Genomic DNA, 18,545 nt, shown 5'->3' with positions numbered 1-18,545 from the left:
TTCGCGAACCGTCGGATGAAAGGCCTCGCGGCATCGGTTGCCGTACTGCTCGGCACGGCGGTTGTTGCGCCGCTCACCCTTGCCGACGTCACGGCGCGCCAGAAAGAAGTCGCGCAACACGGTGCGGACGTGATGCCGTTTTCGCTCGCGGCAACCACCCACATCTTTACGAAGACGGCCGATGGCGGCATCCAGCGCGTCGTCACGAAGCATCCCGACCCGAAACAGACCGCGCTGATCCGCGGGCATCTCGCCGCGATCGCCCGTCGGTTTTCGGCGGGTGACTTCGGGGCGCCGGAGCAGATTCACGGCAACGACATGCCCGGCCTCGCCGTATTGCGTACGGCACAGCCTGGGGAGTTGAAGATCGACTATCGCGACGTGCGCGACGGGGGCGAAATCGTGTATCGCAGCGAGCAGCCTCGTCTCGTGGCCGCGCTGCACGACTGGTTCGACGCGCAGTTGTCCGATCATGGGCACGACGCGATGGCAGGGCACGACGCGGGCGCAATGCACCACTATCCGGCGGACATGTCCGGGCAGTGAACGTAGAGGAGCGTCGGCATGAGCACACCTGATGACGAAATTCGCCCGGCCGCCGCTACGGACTTCGACGGCGTCCGCGCGTTGCTGGATACCTGCGGGCTACCGGCCAGCGACCTCACGGCGCAAAGCCTGGACGGCTTCCACGTCGCCGTGCGCGACGCCGCCATCGTCGGGGTGGCGGGACTGGAGCAAGCCGGCGATGCGGCCCTGTTGCGTTCGGTCGCCGTTCACCCGCGGCTGCGCGCATCCGGCCTCGGCACGCGCCTTGTCGACGCTTCCATTGCGCTAGCGCAAAGGCGATCGCTCGGGGCGCTTTACCTTATTCCGAACGACGAACCCGCCCACACGTTCTTCGCGCGGCGCGGATTCACTCGCATCGAGCGAAACCACATTCCCGAAGCGATCCGCGGTCTGCCTGAATTCACGCATCTCTGCCCGCAGACGCACCCGTGCTTGTGGAGACCGCTGAATCCCGATTGCTCCAAGGTGCCTGCCATGAAGAAACTCGAAGTGTTCGATCCCGCCATGTGTTGCTCGACCGGCGTTTGCGGCGTGGACGTCGACCCCGTGCTGGCGCAATTCGCCGCCGATCTGAAGTGGGTCGAGGCGCACGGCGTGACAGTGGCCCGCTACAACCTGGGCCAGGCGCCGCAGGCGTTCGCCGCCAACGCCGCGGTGGTCAAGGAAATGGAAGCCGGCATGGAGCGGTTGCCGATCCTCGTGGTCGACGGCCATATCGTGTCGACGGGGATGTATCCGTCGCGCCAGCAACTCGCGCAGAAACTCGGCATTGCGCTGACGACGGCGGAAAAACCGCACATCAAGGCCGGCAGCTGCTGCACGCCGGGGTCGGGCTGCTGCTAGGGAGCGCTCATGTCCCTTCCCGAAACGCAGACCCGATATCTCTTCTTCACCGGTAAAGGCGGCGTCGGCAAGACATCGCTTTCCTGTGCCACGGGCCTCGCCATGGCCGATGCCGGCAAGCGGGTGCTCATTGTCAGCACGGACCCGGCCTCCAATCTCGACGAGGTGCTCGGCGTCCGTCTGAGTCAGCTGCCGACCGCGGTGCCGGGCGCGCCGGGCCTGTTCGCGTTGAACATCGATCCGGAAGCGGCCGCGCAGGCCTACCGGGAACGCATGGTCGAACCGTATCGCGGTGTCTTGCCTGCCGCGGCGATCCGCAACATGGAAGAGCAGTTTTCCGGGGCGTGCACGGTCGAGATAGCGGCCTTCGACGAATTCTCCAAACTGCTCGGCGACCCCGCCGCAACGGCCGATTTCGATCACGTGATTTTCGACACCGCGCCGACCGGCCACACGCTGCGCCTGTTGACGCTGCCGTCGGCGTGGAACGAGTTCATCTCGTCGTCGACGGGAGGTGCCTCGTGCCTCGGGCCACTGGCCGGGCTGGAGAAGCAGAAGGTGCTGTACGCGGCGACCGTCGAACGGCTGTCGAGCGCAGCGCAAACCACGGTCGTGCTGGTGAGCCGCCCCGAAGTCGCCGCGCTGCGCGAAGCGAATCGCACGCGGCACGAACTGGCCGAACTCGGCATTCGCAACCAGGTGCTGGCGATCAACGGCCTCTTTGCCACAGACCGCAACGACGACCCGATTGCAACTGCCATGGCCCAGCGCGCGCAACAGGCGCTGGCCGACATGCCGCGCGAGCTGGCGGGCCTGCCGCAGACGCGCATTCCGTTTCTGCCGCGCGGCACGGTCGGGCTGGATGCGCTGCGCGACATGGCGCATCCCGAACGCGTGCGCATGCCGACCGAACGCCGGATGCCCGACACCGCGTTGCCGCCGGGTCTGGGCGGCCTCGTCGACGAACTGTCGGCTGCGGGCCACGGCGTGATCATGACGATGGGTAAAGGCGGCGTGGGCAAGACCACGGTAGCGGCGGCAATCGCAGTTGCGCTGGCCGGCCGCGGACACGACGTGATCCTCTCGACCACCGACCCGGCCTCGCACGTGGCCGCCACTGTCGATGGCGTCGTGCCTCGCCTGAGCGTCACGCGCATCGACCCGGCGCGCGAAGTGCAGCAGTACACCGAAGAGGTGCTGGCCAAAGCGGCATCGCACCTCGATGCGGGCGGCCGGGCGATGCTCGAAGAAGATCTGCGCTCGCCCTGCACGGAGGAAATCGCCGTCTTCAGGGCCTTCGCGCGCACGGTCGATCAAGGCAAGTCCGGCTTCGTGGTACTGGACACCGCGCCGACCGGGCACACCATTCTGCTGCTGGACGCAGCCGAGGCTTACCACCGCGAAGTAATGCGCACCCAGGGCGACATGCCGGAGTCGGTCCGTCAACTGCTGCCGCGCCTGCGGGACCCGGATTACAGCCGCATCCTGATCGTCACGTTGCCGGAAGCGACGCCCGTTCACGAAGCGGAACGCCTGAGCGCCGACCTCGCGCGGGCGGGAATCACGCCGTACGCGTGGGTCATCAACCAGTCGTTGCTGGCGAGCGGCACGACCGACCCGATGCTGTGCCAGCGAGGCACTTACGAGGTGCCGTTCGTGCGCCGCGTGGCGGACGATCTGGCGCAGCGCACCGCACTGATTCCGTGGCTCGCCGAGGCACCGGTCGGGGCAACCGGCCTCGAACACGTGATCACGTCGCGGGCGGCCACGTAGCGCGTCGATCATCGCCTGATCCCTGATCCGTACCGCTCACCATCCGTCAATCTGTACCGGTACCGTACTGGCTCCTGCCGCTAAACTGGCTCAAAATCACCAACAAGCCAGGAGCAGACCCACATGTCCGCAGAACTCCTGAGCGCGCTGCCCGCCGGCATCCTCTTCGCGCTCGTTACCACCATCACGCCCGGTCCCAACAACACCATGTTGCTGGCCTCCGGCGTCAATTTCGGCTTTCGCCGCACGCTGCCGCACATCCTCGGCATTAGTGCGGGCGTCGTGTTGCTGATGCTCTCCGTCGGCTTCGGGCTGGGCGAAGCATTCCGGCGTTTCCCGATGCTCTATAGCGTGCTCGAAGTGGCGAGCATCGCGTATCTGCTTTATCTCGCATGGAAGATCGGCACCTCGGGCGAGATCCAGGTGCGCAAGGGCGAACGTCGTCCCATGCGTTTTCACGAGGCCATCGCGTTTCAATGGATCAACCCGAAGGCATGGATGATGGTGCTCACCGCCGCCACCACGATCCGCCTCTCCGCAGACTTCGGCGTGAACGCGGTGATCATGGCGTCGCTCTTCTACGTGATCGGTCTGCCGTGCATCTGCCTGTGGGCCGCGTTCGGCACGGCATTGCGGCGCTTTCTCGCGGACTCGCGGCGGCTGCGCGCCTTCAACGTGGTCATGGCGCTGCTGCTCGTGGCTTCGATGTATCCCGCCGCGCTGCATCTGCTCGGCTGAACGATGGCGGCTTTTGCCGCCTCGTTTCTGCCGCCTCGTTTCGTTTCTGCCGTCTTGTTTCTGCCTGGCCCCGCTTTGCGGCTCTGCCTTATTCCCCCCTTCCCGCCCTCTCGCCGCTTCGGCCAGTCCCGCGCCGCCGTCCTCAAGTTTTGTCGGACGAATGTCGATATCCCGTATTCAGACTTCTCTTAACAGCTTCCCCGCAACACAGAATCAGCAAGGCCGCCATCGCGCCCATGGCAGGCCATTGCCCGCGGCACGTTGTCGTGCCGTTGCGCGGCGCATCGCGAAATACATCGACGAATGTGAAAGGAGACCACGTTGAAGAAGCTGTCGATTCGTGCCTGGCTCACCTGGATGGTGGCCTTCTTCGGCCTCGCGCTGCTGGTTGGCGCGGCGGCCGGCCTGTTGTCGCTGCGCGCGAGCAATCTCTCGCTGCAGCAGATGTACACGGTGGACACGCCAGCCGTGGCCGACCTGGAAGGCAGTTCCGGCCAGCTGCTGCGGCTGCGCCTCGCGCTCGCCACTTACGCGTCGCTCGTCGATCTGAACGATGAAAAGGGCGCCGCGGCCGTCCTGCAGCGCTTCGATCAGTACCAGAAGAACTCGGACGAGCGCCTCTCCCACTATCTGAGCATTGCGGGCGCAGGCGACGAAGAGCAGCGCCTCATCAAAGACATGCAGGACAAGCGCAACACGTTCCTGCACGAAGGCGCGGAACCCGCGCTCGCGGCACTGAAGGCCGGCGACCGCAACGCGTTCCAGCAGCTTCAGGGCCACAAGCTGCCCTCGCTTTACAGCGCCTACGAAAAGGCGATGCTCACGCTCGAAAAGCTGCAGATCGATCATGGCGCGCAGCGCTACCAGGAAGCGCACGCGCGCTTCTACGCCGTGTGCATCGCGGTGGCCGTGGGCATGGCGTTCTCGCTCGTGCTGGTCTGGATTGCGCGCATCGTGCTGGTCCGCGCAATCGTGGGTCCAGTCGACGCAACGGTCGCGCAGTTCGAGCGCATCGCCGCCGGCGACCTCACGGGCCGCATCGCCACGACCGGCGAGAACGAAATGGGACGCCTCGCCACAGCGCTGCGCAGCATGCAGGAATCGCTGGTCAGCACGGTGAACACGGTGCGCCAAGGCACCGAATCGATCAATACGGGCGTGAGCGAAATCGCGTCGGGCAACGCGGACCTCTCGCAGCGCACCGAAGAGCAGGCGGCCTCGCTCCAGCAAACGGCGGCGAGCATCGAAGAACTCACCTCCACCGTGAAGCAAACCGCGGACAACGCGACGCAGGCCAGCTCGCTCGCCCGCAACGCCTCGGACCTCGCGGCGCAAGGCGGCGAACTCACGCAGCAGGTAGTGGGCACGATGCACCAGATCGTCGACGATTCGCGCCAGGTGGGCGACATCGTGGGCGTGATCGAGGGCATCGCGTTCCAGACCAACATCCTCGCGCTCAACGCGGCGGTGGAAGCCGCGCGGGCCGGCGAGCAAGGGCGCGGTTTCGCGGTGGTGGCAAGCGAAGTGCGTTCGCTCGCGCAGCGCAGCGCGACTGCGGCGCGCGAAATCAAGACGCTGATCGACAGCTCCACGGCGCGCGTCGAATCCGGCTCGCAACTCGTGGAGCGCTCGGGTTCCACGATGTCCGAGATCGTCAACGCCATTACGCGCGTGAGTTCGATCATGGGCGAGATCGCGGCGGCGGCATCGGAGCAAAGCACGGGCATCGACCAGGTGAATCGCGCCGTCGCGCAGATGGACCAGGTGACGCAGCAGAATGCGGCGCTGGTGGAACAGGCGGCCGCGGCGGCGAGTGCGCTCGAAGATCAGGCGCAGCGTCTGAGCGCGGCCGTTTCCGTGTTCAATACGGACGGCTCGCGCCACGCATCGCACACGTCGCACCTGCCGCGGCTTACCGCACCGACGCGATGAACTTCCACAGCGCGTCGTCCGTGGAATACGGCACGTTGAAGCGGAACCACGCGCTCACGGCATCGTCGGGACGAAAGTAGGAACCGGGCGCGAGCCAGATGCCGGCGCGCAATGCGTCGGTCGCCACTTCGGCGGCGCGCCCGGGCTCGATGGGCAGCCGGGCCCACACGAAGAGCCCCGCGCGCGGCCGGTGGAACACGTCGAGCCCGAGTGCGTCGAGGCGCTCTTCCACGGTCGCGTGCGCAGCCTTCAGTCGTTCGTTGACGCTTTCGACGTGCCGCGCGTACCGCCCTTCCACGAGCACCTTGTCGACAATGCGCTCGATGGCCTCCGACGACGTCAGCCCCACCGCCATCTTCGTGCGCGCCAGTTCGCGCAGCACGTCGCGCTCGGCCACCACGTAGCCGCAGCGCAGCGCGGGCGTGACGGTCTTCGAAAAACCGCCCACGTAGAGCACGCGTTGCAGGCCCTCCATCGCGGCGAAGATCGGCGCGCCCGCGGGCGCCAGCTCGCGGCTCACGTCGTCTTCGATCACCCACATCTGCTGGCGCTCCACAATTTGCAGCACGCGGAACGCGTTGGCCATGGTGAAGGTGGCGCCGGTCGGATTCTGCAGCGTCGTGTTGACGAAGAGCGCCTTGGGCGCGTGCGCGGCCACGACGCGCTCCAGCGCATCGGCGTCGATGCCGGCCGGCGTACGCGGCACGCCGTGCACGGCGAGGCCGGCAAGCTTCAGGATCTGCAGGAAATTGCAGTAGCCCGGATCTTCGACCACCACCGCATCGCCCGGACGCAGCAGCGTGCGCACGACAAGGTCGAGCGCCTGCGTGGCGCCGTGCGTGAGCAGCACGTTCGAGACTTCGACGGGCAGCCCGTGGCGGTCCAGTTGCTCGGCGAGGCGCTCGCGCAGCGGCGCGAAACCGTACGGGTGCCCGTAGTCGCCGAGGCGCGCGGCCGGCACGCGCGTCATGGCGCGCAACGCGTGCCGCAGCCCGCCTTCGTTGATCCATTCGGCCGGCATCCAGCCGCAGCCGGCCTTGATGGGCACGGAGTGATCGGCGAATACGTCCGAGAGCAGCCACGTCGCCGTGAGGCTGGGCGGCTGCCAGCCGGCCGGGCTGGGCCGCGCGGCCTGCGCGCGCGGCGCCACGCGGTAGCCCGAGCCACGCCGGGCAACGACGAGGCCCATCGACACGAGCCGGGTGTAGGCCTCGGTCACGGTGAAGGTGGAAAGCGAGTGCGTCTGCGCAAGCTGGCGCACGGAAGGCAGCAGCGCGCCTGCACGCAGCGTCTGCGCCTGGATGGCCGCGGCAAAGCCTTGCACCACCTGGTCCACGAGCGTGGGCGCCGTGCGGCGGCCGCGCTCCAGTTGAAGTTCGATCATCGTCACGGCACCCCAGCGGCAAAGGCGGCTGGGTTGAGTTGAGTTCGTTGGGGAAGGGTTCGCCAGGCGCGGACACGCGGCTGGCGAACCAACACAGTCCGCGCAGATCGGCCAGCACAGTTATCAGCGCAGTACGTGAACTGTATATGCCGACATTTAACTCTGGGCGCTACAGTTTCGCTACCTGTTCGAGGAGAAAAAACCATGACTTCGCGCCCTGTCATCGACGATCTGGCGTCTTTCTGGATGCCCTTCACCGCCAATCGCCAGTTCAAGGCCGCACCGCGCCTGCTGGAGTCGGCCAAAGGCATGTACTACCGCACCACCGACGGCCGCCAGGTGCTGGACGGCAGCGCCGGCCTATGGTGCGTGAACGCGGGTCACGGCCGCGAAGAGATCATTGCCGCCATCACGCAGCAGCTCAACACGCTCGACTACGCGCCGACGTTCCAGATGGGCCACCCGCTCGCCTTCGAAGCGGCCAGCAAGGTGGCGGAACTGATGCCAGCCGGGATCGACCGCATCTTCTTCACGAATTCGGGTTCGGAGTCGGTGGATACGGCGCTCAAGATCGCGCTGGCGTACCACCGCGCGCGCGGCGAAGGCCAGCGCACCCGGCTGATCGGCCGCGAGCGCGGCTACCACGGCGTGGGCTTCGGCGGCATTTCGGTGGGCGGGATTTCGCCGAACCGCAAGACGTTCTCGGGCCAGCTGCTGCCGGCCGTGGACCACCTGCCGCACACACACAACCTCGAACACAACGCGTTCTCGAAGGGCCAGCCGGCATGGGGCGCGCATCTGGCCGACGAACTGGAGCGCATCGTCGCGCTGCACGATGCGTCGACCATCGCCGCGGTGATCGTGGAGCCCATGGCGGGCTCCACCGGCGTGCTGATTCCGCCGCAGGGCTATCTGCAGCGGCTGCGCGAGATCTGCACGAAGTACGGCATCCTGCTGATCTTCGACGAAGTCATTACGGGTTTCGGCCGGCTCGGCAAGGCCACGGCGAGCGAGTTCTTCGGCGTGACGCCGGACCTCATCACGCTCGCGAAAGCGATCAACAACGCAGCCATTCCGATGGGCGCGGTCGCCGCGAGCCGCCAGATCCACGACACGGTGGTGAATAGCGGCGCGCCGGGCGCCATCGAGCTGTTCCACGGCTACACCTACTCGGCGCATCCCGCGGCGGCGGCAGCGGCCGTGGCGACGCTCGATCTGTATCGGCGCGAAGACCTGTTCGCGCGGGCCCACGCCCTCGCGCCGAAGTTCGAAGCCGCGGCCCACAGCCTGCGCGACGCGAAGCACGTGAAGGACATTCGCAACCTCGGGCTCGTGGCGGGCGTCGAACTCGAATCGCGCGACGGCGCGCCGGGCGCGCGGGCCTATCAGGCGTTCCTCAAGTGTCTGGAAGCCGGCGTGCTGATCCGCTATACGGGCGACATCCTCGCCTTCTCGCCGCCGCTGATCGTGAGCGAGGAACAGATCGACACGCTCTTCGGCACCGTGCGCGAGGCGCTCGCCAGCGTGGATTGAGGCTGTACCGCCGCGGCGCCTCGCGGCTCATCAGGCGCCGCGGTGGCGGTTTCACTCGAAACGCTTCACTCAAGCTTCAGTGATGTGTCCGGGCGGCTCGCGTATGAGCCGCCTTTTTTGCGGCCGCTGAACGCCCCGCGGCGCCCTTCGTGCGCGCCGCCTTCTTCGCGGCGGCCGAGCGGCTGGACGCCGAACGGCGGTTCGCGGCCGAGTGCGACTGCTTCGACATCGCGCGATGCGAGGCGCCCTCGCCGCTCTCGCGTTTGAGCACCGCGGTGGTGGTGCGCGAACGCTTCGTCTTCGATTCGGTGCTCGCGCTCTTCGCCCGCTTCGACGCGGGCTTGTGGCCGGCCTCGTAGTCCTTCTCGGCCTTCTTGCGCGTCGCCGTGCTCGTCTTGCCCTGGGCAGGCGGCTTCATGTCGACGCCGGCGCGCCGCGCCTTCGAAAGACCGATCGCGACGGCCTGCTTCGCCGACTTCACGCCGTGCTTGCCTTCGCGCACGTGGTCGATTTCTTCCTTCACGAACGCGCCCGCCTGGGTGCTGGGCGCCTTGCCCGCGCGCTTCGCGCTGCGGGCTCGTTCCATGGTTTTCTTTTCAGGCATGACAGTCCTCCAGAGTGGCTGTTGGCATCAGTCAAGCGAGCAACGGATATGCCCGGCCTGTGCTGGAGGGTGCGTTCGGAGCGTCGACGGCGTATCGTGGCGGCAGGTGCCAAGGCACGCGGCGCGCATGCGAAGCGCGAGGCGTGAGCGAGCGACTCAGCGGAGGACATCATGAAAACATCGATTCGGGCAGGAACGCACATCGACGGCGCGCACTGGATGGCCGAATACAGCGAAGACGGCCATGAAATACGCGTGTTTCGCGAGGGTCACGAGGTGGGGGTGTACGACGCGCCGCCCACGCTGTTCGGCGACGAACAGGAGGCGGGCTCGCTCAGCAACGCGGATCATCGCGCCATCGAGGCAGCGCTCGTTGCGAGCCTGCGCCAGTACGTCGCGGAGCACAATCGCGAAGCGTGAGCGCAGGCGTACTGATCGACGCTCCGGCACCGCAGGCAGCGCCGGCCGCTCTGCCTGCCGGCAACGTCTTCAGGACTTCGCTTCGTCCTCTTCGCGGAAGAGGCGGTCCGCCAGGTGAAACGCGGAATTGGCTGCCGGCACGCCGCAATAGATCGCCGTCTGCAGCAGCACTTCCTTGATCTCGTCGCGCGTCACGCCGTTGTTCTTCGCGGCGCGCAGATGCAGCGCGAGTTCTTCGCCCCGATTGAGCGCCACCATCATCGCGATGGTGAGCAGGCTGCGCGTGTGGCGCGGCAAGCCTTCGCGCGTCCAGATCTCGCCCCACGCATAACGCGTGATGAAGTTCTGGAATTCCTCGGTCAATTCCGTGCGGTTCGCGAGCGACCGGTCGACGTGCGCGTCGCCCAGCACCGCCCGGCGCACGCCCATGCCGGCCTGATAGCGTTCGTCGTCGTTCATGCCTGCTCCGTGAGGAAGTCGAGCACGGTCTTCGTGTACGCGTCGGCCTGCTCGATGTTGGAAATGTGCGAGGCGTCGAGTTCGGCGTAGCGGGCACCGGCAATCGATGCCGCGAGTTCGCGGCCTTGCGCAGGCGTGGCGGCCACGTCGTGCGTGCCGGAGATGACGAGCGCGGGCGTGCGAATGGCGGACGTTTCGCCGCGCAGGTCCGTTGCGTTGAGCGCATCGCAATTCGACGCGTAGCCTTCGTTGTCGGTATGCACGAAGACGTCGCGAATGAACGCGAAAACGAGCGGCTCGCGCGCGACGAACGCCGGCGTGAACCAGCGTGCGAGCACGGCGTCTGCGAGCGCGGCCATACCTTCGCTGCGCGCGCGCTGGGCACGTGGGCCCCACACCTCGGGCGAGCCGATCTTCGCCGCCGTATTGCAAAGCACGACGCGGCCAATGCGCGCGCTGTGCCGCGCGGCGAGGCCCACGCCCGTCAGGCCGCCCATCGAGACGCCGCAGAAATGCGCCTTCTCGATGTCGAGCGCATCCAGCAGGCCCACCACGTCGCCCGTCAGTTGCTCGATGGTGTACGGGCCCGGCGGCACGTCGGAATGGCCGTGGCCGCGCGTGTCGTAGCGCAGCACGCGGAAGTGCTTCGCGAAGGCGGCGACCTGCGGCGTCCACATGGAAAGGTCGCTGCCCAGCGAGTTCGACAGCACGAGCCAGGGCGCGTCGCTGCGCTCGCCGTCGACGCGGTAGTGCAGCTTCGTGCCATTTACGGTGGCGTACGGCATGAATCGCTACTCCTTTTTTCAGGGTTGTTCGTTCGACGCAGCCACCGATGACGGCGGCGCCCACGCCGCATGCCGCGCAAGCACGGCATCGACGAAGGCCTGCGCCTCGCCTGCGTAATGGGCCGGATCGAGCAGCGAGCGCAGCTGCGCGGCTTCGAGATGACGCGTGACGGCGGGGTCTTCGGCAAGCACGTCGAAGAGCGGCCGGCGCGCCTGCACGGCGGCTTTGGATGCCTTCTCCACGAGATGATGCGCATCGAGCCGGCCGATGCGATCGCCCAGCGCAAGCATCACGGCCTCGCCCAGAATCAGCCCGTGCGTGGCGTCAAGATTCGCGGCAAGGCGCGCGGTATCCACTTCGAGCCCCGAGGCGATCTGTTCGATGTTCGCGAGCGCGCCGCCCGCCAGCCGCGCGAGATCGGGCAGTGCGTCCCACTCGGCCTGCCAGCCGCCCAGGGCGCGCTCGTGCTCCTGGACCATGCCAGCCAACACGGTGGCGACGAGTCCAGGCGCGCGCGTCGCGGCGGTGAGCACCGCGGCGCAGCCCACCGGATTGCGCTTGTGCGGCATGGTGGACGATCCGCCCTTGCCGGCCGCCGCGGGCTCCGCGAGTTCGCCGATCTCGGTCTGCATCTGCAGCGAGATGTCGCGCGCAATCTTGCCGAGCGTGCCGATCAACATGCCGAAGAACGAGGCGGCCTCCGCGATGCGGTCACGCTGCGTGTGCCACGGCAACGCGGGCTGCGCGAGCTGCAGTTCTCGCGCGAGCGATGCGCTTACGGCCGAAGCCGCATCGCGCAGACTCGCCAGCGTGCCCGCCGCGCCGCCGAATTGCAGCACCAACGCCCGCTCGCGCAGCGCAGCAAGACGGTCGCGATGGCGCAGCAAGGCGTCGAGCCATTGCGCGAACTTGAGGCCGAGCGTGATAGGCAGCGCCTGCTGGAGCCACGTGCGCCCAACCGCCGGCGTCGCACGATGCGCACGCGCGAGGTTGGCGAGCACCGCGCAGGTGGACTGCAGCGTGTGGTCGATCAGGTGGAGCGCGGCGCGCAGTTGCAGTACGGTGGCCGTGTCGATGATGTCCTGGCTCGTCGCACCCCAATGGACGTACTTCGCGGCTTCGGCATCGGCGGCCTTGACGCGCGCCGTGAGCTGGCGAACGAGCGGAATGGCGAGGTTGCCGCCGAGCGCGGCATCGCGGGCGAGGGCGTCGGCATCGAGTGCATCGGCCTGGCAAGCCGCGACGATGGGCGCCACGGCTTGCGGCGGAATCACGCCGTGCGCGGCGCACGCGCGCGCGAGCGCGGCTTCGACATCGAGCATGCGCTGCAACGTGGCGCGCGGCGACCAGATGTCGTTCATCGCCTGCGTGCCGCAGATCAGGCCGGTCAGACGTTCGAGACGGTCGAGACGTTCGGGCATGGTGACGGAAATCCCGTTGGCAGTCGGATGGAGCGTGGCGGCACCGTGCGGATGCGTCGGCAGGCGAAGCGTCGGTTAGATCGCCAAGACCGCCACGCACACGGCAGCGTGACGCTCATTGTCGCCCAACTGCCGTGCGCGCATCGTCGCTGCGCGCCGCCGCAGGCCGTGACGCTCCGCGCCGCGCGTTCAGGCCGCGCGGCGGCCCTGCGTGGCGTCGATGAGCGGCACGCCCGTCAGACGCTGCAATTCGTCGAAGCCGATATCCGGGAAGATCTCGCGCACCGCCAGGCCTTCGGGCGTCACGTCGAGCACGGCGAGATCGGTATAGATGCGGTCCACACAGCCCACGCCTGTGACCGGATACGAACACGTCTGAACGATCTTGCTTTCGCCTTGCTTGGTGAGGTGCTCCATCATCACAAAGACCTGCTTTGCGCCGATGGCGAGGTCCATCGCGCCGCCCACGGCCGGAATCGCATCCGGTGCGCCGGTGTGCCAGTTCGCGAGGTCGCCCGTCGCCGATACCTGGAACGCGCCCAGCACGCAGTAGTCGAGATGGCCGCCGCGCATCATCGCGAACGAATCGGCGTGGTGGAAGAACGCGCCGCCCGTGAGCAGCGTGACGTGCTGCTTGCCGGCGTTGATGAGTTCGTCATCCTCTTCGCCCGGCGCGGGCGCGGGGCCCATGCCAAGCAGACCGTTCTCGCTGTGCAGGAAGATTTCCTTGTCGGCATCCAGATGGTTCGCGACCAGCGTGGGCACACCGATGCCGAGGTTCACGTAGGCGCCTTCGGGAATATCGCGCGCGACGCGCTTCGCCATTTCATCGCGGGTAAGTCGTTTCATGAAGTGTCTCCGTCCTTCAGGCTGCCTGTTGCGACTGTGGCGACCGTTGCGCGGCGTGCGCCGCCTGCGGCACTTCGATCACGCGCTGCACGAAGATGCCGGGCGTGACGATCACTTCGGGATCGAGCCCGCCCAGCGGCACGACTTCCGACACCTGAGCAATGGCCACCTTCGCGGCGCTCGCCATGATCGGCCCGAAGTTGCGCGCCGTCTTGCGGTAGACCAGGTTGCCCCAGCGGTCGCCCTTATACGCCTTGATGAGCGCGAAGTCCGCATGCAGCGGCGATTCGAATACGTAGTGCTTGCCGTCGATCAGGCGCGTTTCCTTGCCTTCGGCCAGCTTCGTGCCGTAGCCCGTGGGCGTGAAGAAGCCGCCAATGCCCGCGCCCGCCGCGCGAATGCGTTCCGCGAGATTGCCCTGCGGCACCAGTTCCAGCTCGATTTCGCCGGCGCGATAGAGACCGTCGAACACCCACGAATCCGTTTGCCGCGGGAACGAGCAGATGATCTTGCGCACCCGCTTTGCCTTCAGCAAAGCCGCGAGACCGGTGTCGCCGTTGCCGGCGTTATTGTTCACGATGGTGAGTTCGCGCGCGCCCTGCTCGATGAGCGCGTCGATCAGTTCCGACGGCATGCCCGCCGTACCGAAGCCGCCGATCATCACGGTGGCGCCGTCGTGAACGTCGGCCACGGCCGACTGAAGCGACTCGAAAATCTTGTTGATCATGCCAGGTCCTCGGCCATTCCATGCCATTCCGGGCAGTGCCCGACGTTGCTGCGCGGCGCCGCTCATTCACTACACGGGCACCGCTCCAACCGCGAATCACGCTGCTGATTCACAAGAAGCGGCAGCGTGCGCTGGAAGTGTTCGGCTCGGGTCGTTGTTCGTATATAGAACTACGATTCGATTAACGAACATCTCGATGCATTATCGGAGGCGCTGGCGCGCCTTGTCAAGGCAGGGGCTTCCATGAGCAAAAAGGCCGTCCTCGCGGGACGGCCTCCTCTGTCTTGATACTTGATACGCGTCTGATACGGGCAGCAATCCGCTTACGCAGCGAACGGCAGGCCCACGTAGTTTTCCGCGAGCGAGCGCGCCGCCGCCTCGGACTTCGTCACGTAGTTCAGCTCCGACATCTTCAGGCGATTGACGAACGGCGTGTCGTCGGCCGACGGGTGCAGCATGTTCGTCATGAACCACGAGAAGTGCTCGGCGCGCCAGACACGTTCGAGACACGTGGACGAATAGGCGTCGAGCAGGTCCGTGCGTCCGTCGCGATAGCGCGCGGCCAGCGCCTTCGAGAGCACGCGCACGTCGGCCACCGCGAGGTTCATGCCCTTCGCGCCCGTGGGCGGCACGATGTGCGCGGCGTCGCCGGCGAGGAACAACCGGCCGTACTGCATCGGCTCCGCCACGAAGCTGCGCATCGGCGTCACGCCCTTTTGCAGGATCGCGCCTTCCGCGGGCTGCCAGCCGCCGTCGTTCTCAAAACGCGTTTTCAGTTCGGACCAGATGCGCTCGTCGGACCATTGCGAGAGGTCTTCGTCCGGCGCGCATTGCAGATAGAGCCGCGTGATGGTGGGCGAACGCATGCTGTACAACGCGAAACCTCGCTCGTGGTGGGCATAGACCAGTTCGGCGGCGTTGGGCGCGGCCTCGGCCAGAATGCCGAGCCACGCGAACGGATAAACGCGCTCGTAGGTGCGCAGCACCGAGGCCGGAATCGCGTTGCGCGACACGCCGTGAAAGCCGTCGCAGCCCGCGATGTAGTCGCACTCGATGCGCTGCTCCACGCCCTGGTGCGTGAAACGCACCTCGGGGCGATCGCGCTGCGCATCGCCTGCGAGGCCGTGCAGCGATACGCCGCTCGCTTCGAAGAACATCTGGTGGCGGTGCTCGTCGGCGGCGTCGATCAGGTCGCGCACCACCTCGTGCTGGCCGTAGATCGTGATAGCGCGGCCGCCCGTGAGCCCCGTCATGTCGATGCGATGGCGCTTGCGCCCGAACAGCAGGTCGATGCCGTGATGCACGAGCCCTTCGCGCTGCATGCGCGCGCCGAGCCCCGCTTCGTTGATCGTATCGACGGTGCCCTGCTCCAGCACGCCGGCGCGAATGCGCTGCTCGCAGTACTGGCGCGACTGCGCCTCCACGAGGATCGAATCGACGCCTTCGCGCCGCAGCAGATGGGAAAGCAGCAAGCCCGCCGGGCCTGCGCCGACGATGGCAACCTGGGTGCGCATGTTCGTCTCCTGAACAATTTTTCGAATGGTGGAGCGATTGTCGGCGCTTTCCCCAATATGCGGCAACCGCATTCCGGGCATAGCTTGTATACGCGAACACGATAGTGCCGCGCCGCCCGCCACGCTTCACCCTGCCGATGACCGACCTCGACCTGAACCTGATTCCGTACCTCGTTGCCATGGAAGACACGCGCAACGTGAGCCGCGCCGCCGAGCGCCTCGGTGTGAGCCAGCCGCGCGTGAGCACCGCGCTGGGACGCCTGCGCGAATACTTTGGAGACCCGCTCTTCGTGCGCACCTCGCGCGGCATGGAGCCCACGCCGCGCGCGCTCGCCCTGATCCCGGCCGCACGCGACGCGCTCGTGCGTATCGAAAAAGGCATGCTGGAAGCTCAGGACTTCGACCCGGCCACGACCACGCGCACGTTCTCCCTCGCGCTTTCGGACGTGGGCGAGATCGTGTTCCTGCCTCGTCTGCTGCAACTCTTTGCCGAGCGCGCGCCGCGTGCGAGCCTGCGTTCGGTCTCGCTGCCGCCGGCCCAAGTGGAACGCGGACTGGAATCGGGCGACGTGGATCTCGCCGTCGGCTACTTTCCGGACCTCACCGCGAGCAACTTCTTTCAGCAGCGTCTCTTCACGCACCGCTTCATCTGCCTCATGCGCAGCAACCATCCGCAGGTGGGCGAGAAGCTCACGCTCGAGCAATTCCTCTCGCTTGGCCACGCCGTGGTGCGCGCCGAGGGACGCAGCCAGGAAGTGCTCGAACGCTTCCTCGAAAAGAAGCGCCTGCACCGCCGCGCCGTGCTGGAAACGCCGCACTTCATGAGCCTGCCCTTCATTCTTGCGCGCACGGATCTCGTTGCCACCGTGCCGCACGCCATCGGCTTCGCGTACGTGGCCGAACACGCGTCCATCAAGCTCGTCGAGCCGCCCATTCCATTGCCGCGCTTCGATCTCAAGCAGCATTGGCATCGCAAATTCAACAACGACGTGCGCACGGGATGGCTGCGCAGCGTCGTCTCCGAACTCTTCAACGACGCCATGGACGAGTGGCCCAAATGACGTCCGGGCGTCCAGGTGGGGGCTTTCGCCAGGCACGCGCGGACACAAAACGTGGAACAATGGCCGACACCCCAACGGCGCAACGCCAGATGGACCAGCAGACAGGAGTGGATGGATGACCGACGCAACGAGGACCGCAAGTCACGCGAAACCCGCACAGCAAGACACCGGTGCGGCGAAAAACGGCGCCGAGCCGCGGCCCACACGAGAAGAAGCCGAAGCCGCGGTGCGCGTGCTATTGCGCTGGGCCGGAGACGACCCCAGGCGCGAAGGTCTCGTGGACACCCCGGCGCGCGTCGTACGGTCCTTCGAGGAATTCTTCGCGGGCTACGCCACCGACCCGCGCGAGATTCTGGCCCGCACGTTTGCCGAAGTGGACGGCTACGACGAGATGATCGTGCTCAAGGACATCCGCTTCGAGAGCTACTGCGAGCACCACATGGTGCCGATCATCGGGCGCGCGCATGTGGCCTATCTGCCGGATCGTCGCGTGGTGGGCATTTCGAAGCTCGCGCGCCTCGTGGACGCATTTGCGAAACGCCTGCAGATCCAGGAAAAGATGACGGTGCAGATCGCGGATACGCTCAACGAGGTGCTGCAGCCGCGCGGCGTGGGCGTGATTCTCGAAGCGTCGCATCAATGCATGTCGACGCGCGGCGTGCATAAGGCCGGCGTGGAAATGGTCACGTCGCGCATGCTGGGCACCTTCCGCACCGATCCCTCGACGCGTCGCGAATTCCTTTCCATCGTCGGTAATCCGGTGGGAACGAGTATCGCCAATACGTGAGGCGGCGCGAGGCTCGCGCTGGTCGCACTAGTCCCGCTAATCGCGCGCTTCGCGTGGCGCCGCATGCAGCGGCGTCCCGCCCGACGTAGTGCCTTGCGCCGTGCTGCGCTGCCGCGCACGTCCCACCGTGGCCAGCAAGATGGCGCCGAGCACGCAGGCCATGCCGGCCAGTTGCGCCGGCCTGATCGTCTCGTGCAGCAGCAGCGCCGCGAACACGAGCGACGACACCGGTACGAGCGCAGTCGTCACGCTGGCCTCGCCGCCGGTCACGCGCGCCGAGCCCGCGTACCAGAGCATGAAGCCCGCCACCGTGGGCACCAGCGCGTAGTAGACGACGCCCATTACCGCAGGCGCGTCGAAGGCAGCGCGCCACGGCGCCTCGAACAGCGCGGGCACGATGGCGACACAGAAGCCGGTCCCGCTCATCAATGCGGACAGCTGCAACGGCGTCACCGTTGCGCGCAGCTTCCGGTTGATGAGGATGAACAGGGCCTCGCACACCACCGCGGCAAACACGAGCGCATTGCCCGCGAGCGCCTCGGGAGCGCGTTCGTTGCCCACGGTAATCCACGACGTGCCGGCCGCACTCAACGCTGGAAGCGGCACGGTACACACGAGCACCCCCGCCGTCGCGAGCGCGACGGCACCGGCAAGCGCCGCACTCATCCGCTCGCCCAGCGCAACCACCGCCACGAGTGCCGACACCGCCGGCAACGTGCCCGCAATCACGCCCGCATCGGCGGCAGACGCGAGCTTCATTCCGCTAATGAGCAGGACCGTATAACCGACGCTGCCCGCGCCGGCTTGGGCAACGACGAGCATCGCATCGCGCAGACCGAGACGCGGCCAGCGCACGCCGCGCAGACGCATGATCGCGAGGAACGACGGAAACGCGATCGCAAAACGCAACGCGGTGGCCGAGAACGGCGCGAGCCCCACCGCGATCTCGCGGCTCACCACTACGGTGCTGCCCACGCCGATCATCGCGAGTCCGCAAAAGAGATAGCCCGTGTGCCTCGAATTCATGCTGCGCGCTCCATGACAGGGAATGGAGACGCAGCTTAGGGTCCAGCGTCGTGGAGGGTCTTGAACGAAATTGCAGCGTGAGGGTGCGACGTACCGCGTGCAACGTACGGCAGCCCACGTG

The 18,545-nt window shown here is 66.9% G+C and carries 18 protein-coding genes; 9 read left to right on the top strand and 9 right to left on the bottom strand.

All coding sequences use genetic code 11. The features are described 5' to 3' along the window. Positions 1–15: 15 nt before the first annotated feature. The 5 genes from PKKP23_RS11265 (at position 16) to PKKP23_RS11245 (ending at position 5,853) form a co-directional block, all read left to right on the top strand. A complete protein-coding gene (locus PKKP23_RS11265) occupies positions 16–546 on the top strand; it encodes an aspartate carbamoyltransferase (protein WP_126877082.1) in 531 nt (176 codons plus the stop codon). Between the two features lie 18 nt (positions 547–564). Continuing rightward, on the top strand, positions 565–1,410 hold the full coding sequence (gene arsD / locus PKKP23_RS34925) for an arsenite efflux transporter metallochaperone ArsD (protein WP_126876940.1): 846 nt from the start codon (positions 565–567) through the stop codon (positions 1,408–1,410). Between the two features lie 9 nt (positions 1,411–1,419). Continuing rightward, positions 1,420–3,183 carry an arsenical pump-driving ATPase gene (gene arsA, locus PKKP23_RS11255; protein WP_126876939.1) on the top strand — a complete coding sequence of 588 codons (1,764 nt, stop codon included), beginning with the start codon at positions 1,420–1,422 and terminating at the stop codon, positions 3,181–3,183. A 123-nt stretch (positions 3,184–3,306) separates the two neighbouring features. Then, positions 3,307–3,921 (top strand): LysE family translocator, encoded by a 615-nt coding sequence (locus PKKP23_RS11250; RefSeq protein WP_126876938.1) that lies wholly within the window; start codon positions 3,307–3,309, stop codon positions 3,919–3,921. Positions 3,922–4,242: 321 nt separating this feature from the next. Beyond that, on the top strand, positions 4,243–5,853 hold the full coding sequence (locus tag PKKP23_RS11245) for a methyl-accepting chemotaxis protein (RefSeq protein ID WP_017774944.1): 1,611 nt from the start codon (positions 4,243–4,245) through the stop codon (positions 5,851–5,853). On the opposite strand, the gene PKKP23_RS11240 is transcribed toward PKKP23_RS11245, so the two are convergent. Then, positions 5,834–7,237: an aminotransferase-like domain-containing protein gene (locus PKKP23_RS11240; RefSeq protein WP_126876937.1), complete on the bottom strand. Its 1,404-nt coding sequence runs from the start codon at positions 7,235–7,237 to the stop codon at positions 5,834–5,836. The genes PKKP23_RS11245 and PKKP23_RS11240 overlap by 20 nt on opposite strands. A 204-nt stretch (positions 7,238–7,441) precedes the next feature. Here PKKP23_RS11240 and aptA point away from each other — a divergent pair, with 204 nt between their 5' ends. Next, complete coding sequence (gene aptA / locus PKKP23_RS11235; protein WP_017774942.1) at positions 7,442–8,770, top strand: omega-aminotransferase AptA; 1,329 nt, start codon at positions 7,442–7,444, stop codon at positions 8,768–8,770. 76 nt (positions 8,771–8,846) lie between these two features. Here aptA and PKKP23_RS11230 read toward each other — a convergent pair whose 3' ends face one another. Beyond that, complete coding sequence (locus PKKP23_RS11230) at positions 8,847–9,374, bottom strand: DUF6496 domain-containing protein (protein WP_017774941.1); 528 nt, start codon at positions 9,372–9,374, stop codon at positions 8,847–8,849. A 171-nt stretch (positions 9,375–9,545) separates the two neighbouring features. On the opposite strand from PKKP23_RS11230, the gene PKKP23_RS11225 reads away from it, so the two are divergent. Next, positions 9,546–9,794, top strand: coding sequence for a hypothetical protein (locus PKKP23_RS11225; protein WP_017774940.1), 249 nt, complete (start codon positions 9,546–9,548; stop codon positions 9,792–9,794). Between the two features lie 69 nt (positions 9,795–9,863). Here PKKP23_RS11225 and pcaC read toward each other — a convergent pair whose 3' ends face one another. The 6 genes from pcaC to pobA all read right to left on the bottom strand — a co-directional run bounded on the left by pcaC (position 9,864) and on the right by pobA (position 15,550). Next, complete coding sequence (gene pcaC / locus PKKP23_RS11220) at positions 9,864–10,253, bottom strand: 4-carboxymuconolactone decarboxylase (RefSeq protein ID WP_042300228.1); 390 nt, start codon at positions 10,251–10,253, stop codon at positions 9,864–9,866. Beyond that, positions 10,250–11,038, bottom strand: a complete 789-nt coding sequence (pcaD, locus tag PKKP23_RS11215) for a 3-oxoadipate enol-lactonase (protein ID WP_126876936.1) — start codon at positions 11,036–11,038, stop codon at positions 10,250–10,252. Before pcaD ends, pcaC begins: the two co-directional genes overlap by 4 nt. 18 nt (positions 11,039–11,056) lie before the next feature. After that, the gene (locus PKKP23_RS11210) at positions 11,057–12,460 is read right to left on the bottom strand and encodes a 3-carboxy-cis,cis-muconate cycloisomerase (protein WP_126876935.1); all 1,404 of its coding nucleotides are present in this window, start codon (positions 12,458–12,460) and stop codon (positions 11,057–11,059) included. Positions 12,461–12,649: 189 nt separating this feature from the next. Next, a complete protein-coding gene (locus tag PKKP23_RS11205; RefSeq protein WP_026121465.1) occupies positions 12,650–13,309 on the bottom strand; it encodes a CoA transferase subunit B in 660 nt (219 codons plus the stop codon). A gap of 16 nt (positions 13,310–13,325) precedes the next feature. Continuing rightward, the gene (locus tag PKKP23_RS11200) at positions 13,326–14,036 is read right to left on the bottom strand and encodes a 3-oxoacid CoA-transferase subunit A (RefSeq protein ID WP_126876934.1); all 711 of its coding nucleotides are present in this window, start codon (positions 14,034–14,036) and stop codon (positions 13,326–13,328) included. A 323-nt stretch (positions 14,037–14,359) separates the two neighbouring features. Then, the gene (gene pobA / locus PKKP23_RS11195; protein WP_017774934.1) at positions 14,360–15,550 is read right to left on the bottom strand and encodes a 4-hydroxybenzoate 3-monooxygenase; all 1,191 of its coding nucleotides are present in this window, start codon (positions 15,548–15,550) and stop codon (positions 14,360–14,362) included. A 137-nt stretch (positions 15,551–15,687) separates the two neighbouring features. On the opposite strand from pobA, the gene PKKP23_RS11190 reads away from it, so the two are divergent. Both PKKP23_RS11190 and folE read left to right on the top strand, forming a co-directional pair. Next, positions 15,688–16,611 carry a LysR family transcriptional regulator gene (locus tag PKKP23_RS11190; protein WP_017774933.1) on the top strand — a complete coding sequence of 308 codons (924 nt, stop codon included), beginning with the start codon at positions 15,688–15,690 and terminating at the stop codon, positions 16,609–16,611. Between the two features lie 115 nt (positions 16,612–16,726). Then, the gene (gene folE / locus PKKP23_RS11185; RefSeq protein WP_126876933.1) at positions 16,727–17,398 is read left to right on the top strand and encodes a GTP cyclohydrolase I FolE; all 672 of its coding nucleotides are present in this window, start codon (positions 16,727–16,729) and stop codon (positions 17,396–17,398) included. Positions 17,399–17,434: 36 nt separating this feature from the next. Here the strand turns inward: folE and PKKP23_RS11180 are convergent, their stop codons facing one another. After that, the gene (locus tag PKKP23_RS11180) at positions 17,435–18,424 is read right to left on the bottom strand and encodes a DMT family transporter (RefSeq protein WP_126876932.1); all 990 of its coding nucleotides are present in this window, start codon (positions 18,422–18,424) and stop codon (positions 17,435–17,437) included. Positions 18,425–18,545 lie beyond the last annotated feature (121 nt).

It is taken from the genome of Paraburkholderia kururiensis JCM 10599 = LMG 19447 (assembly GCF_003986935.1).
GTDB classification, from domain to species: Bacteria; Pseudomonadota; Gammaproteobacteria; order Burkholderiales; family Burkholderiaceae; genus Paraburkholderia; species Paraburkholderia kururiensis.
Note: the sequence above shows the minus strand (reverse complement) of the source record. Positions and strands in the feature narration are given on the sequence as shown.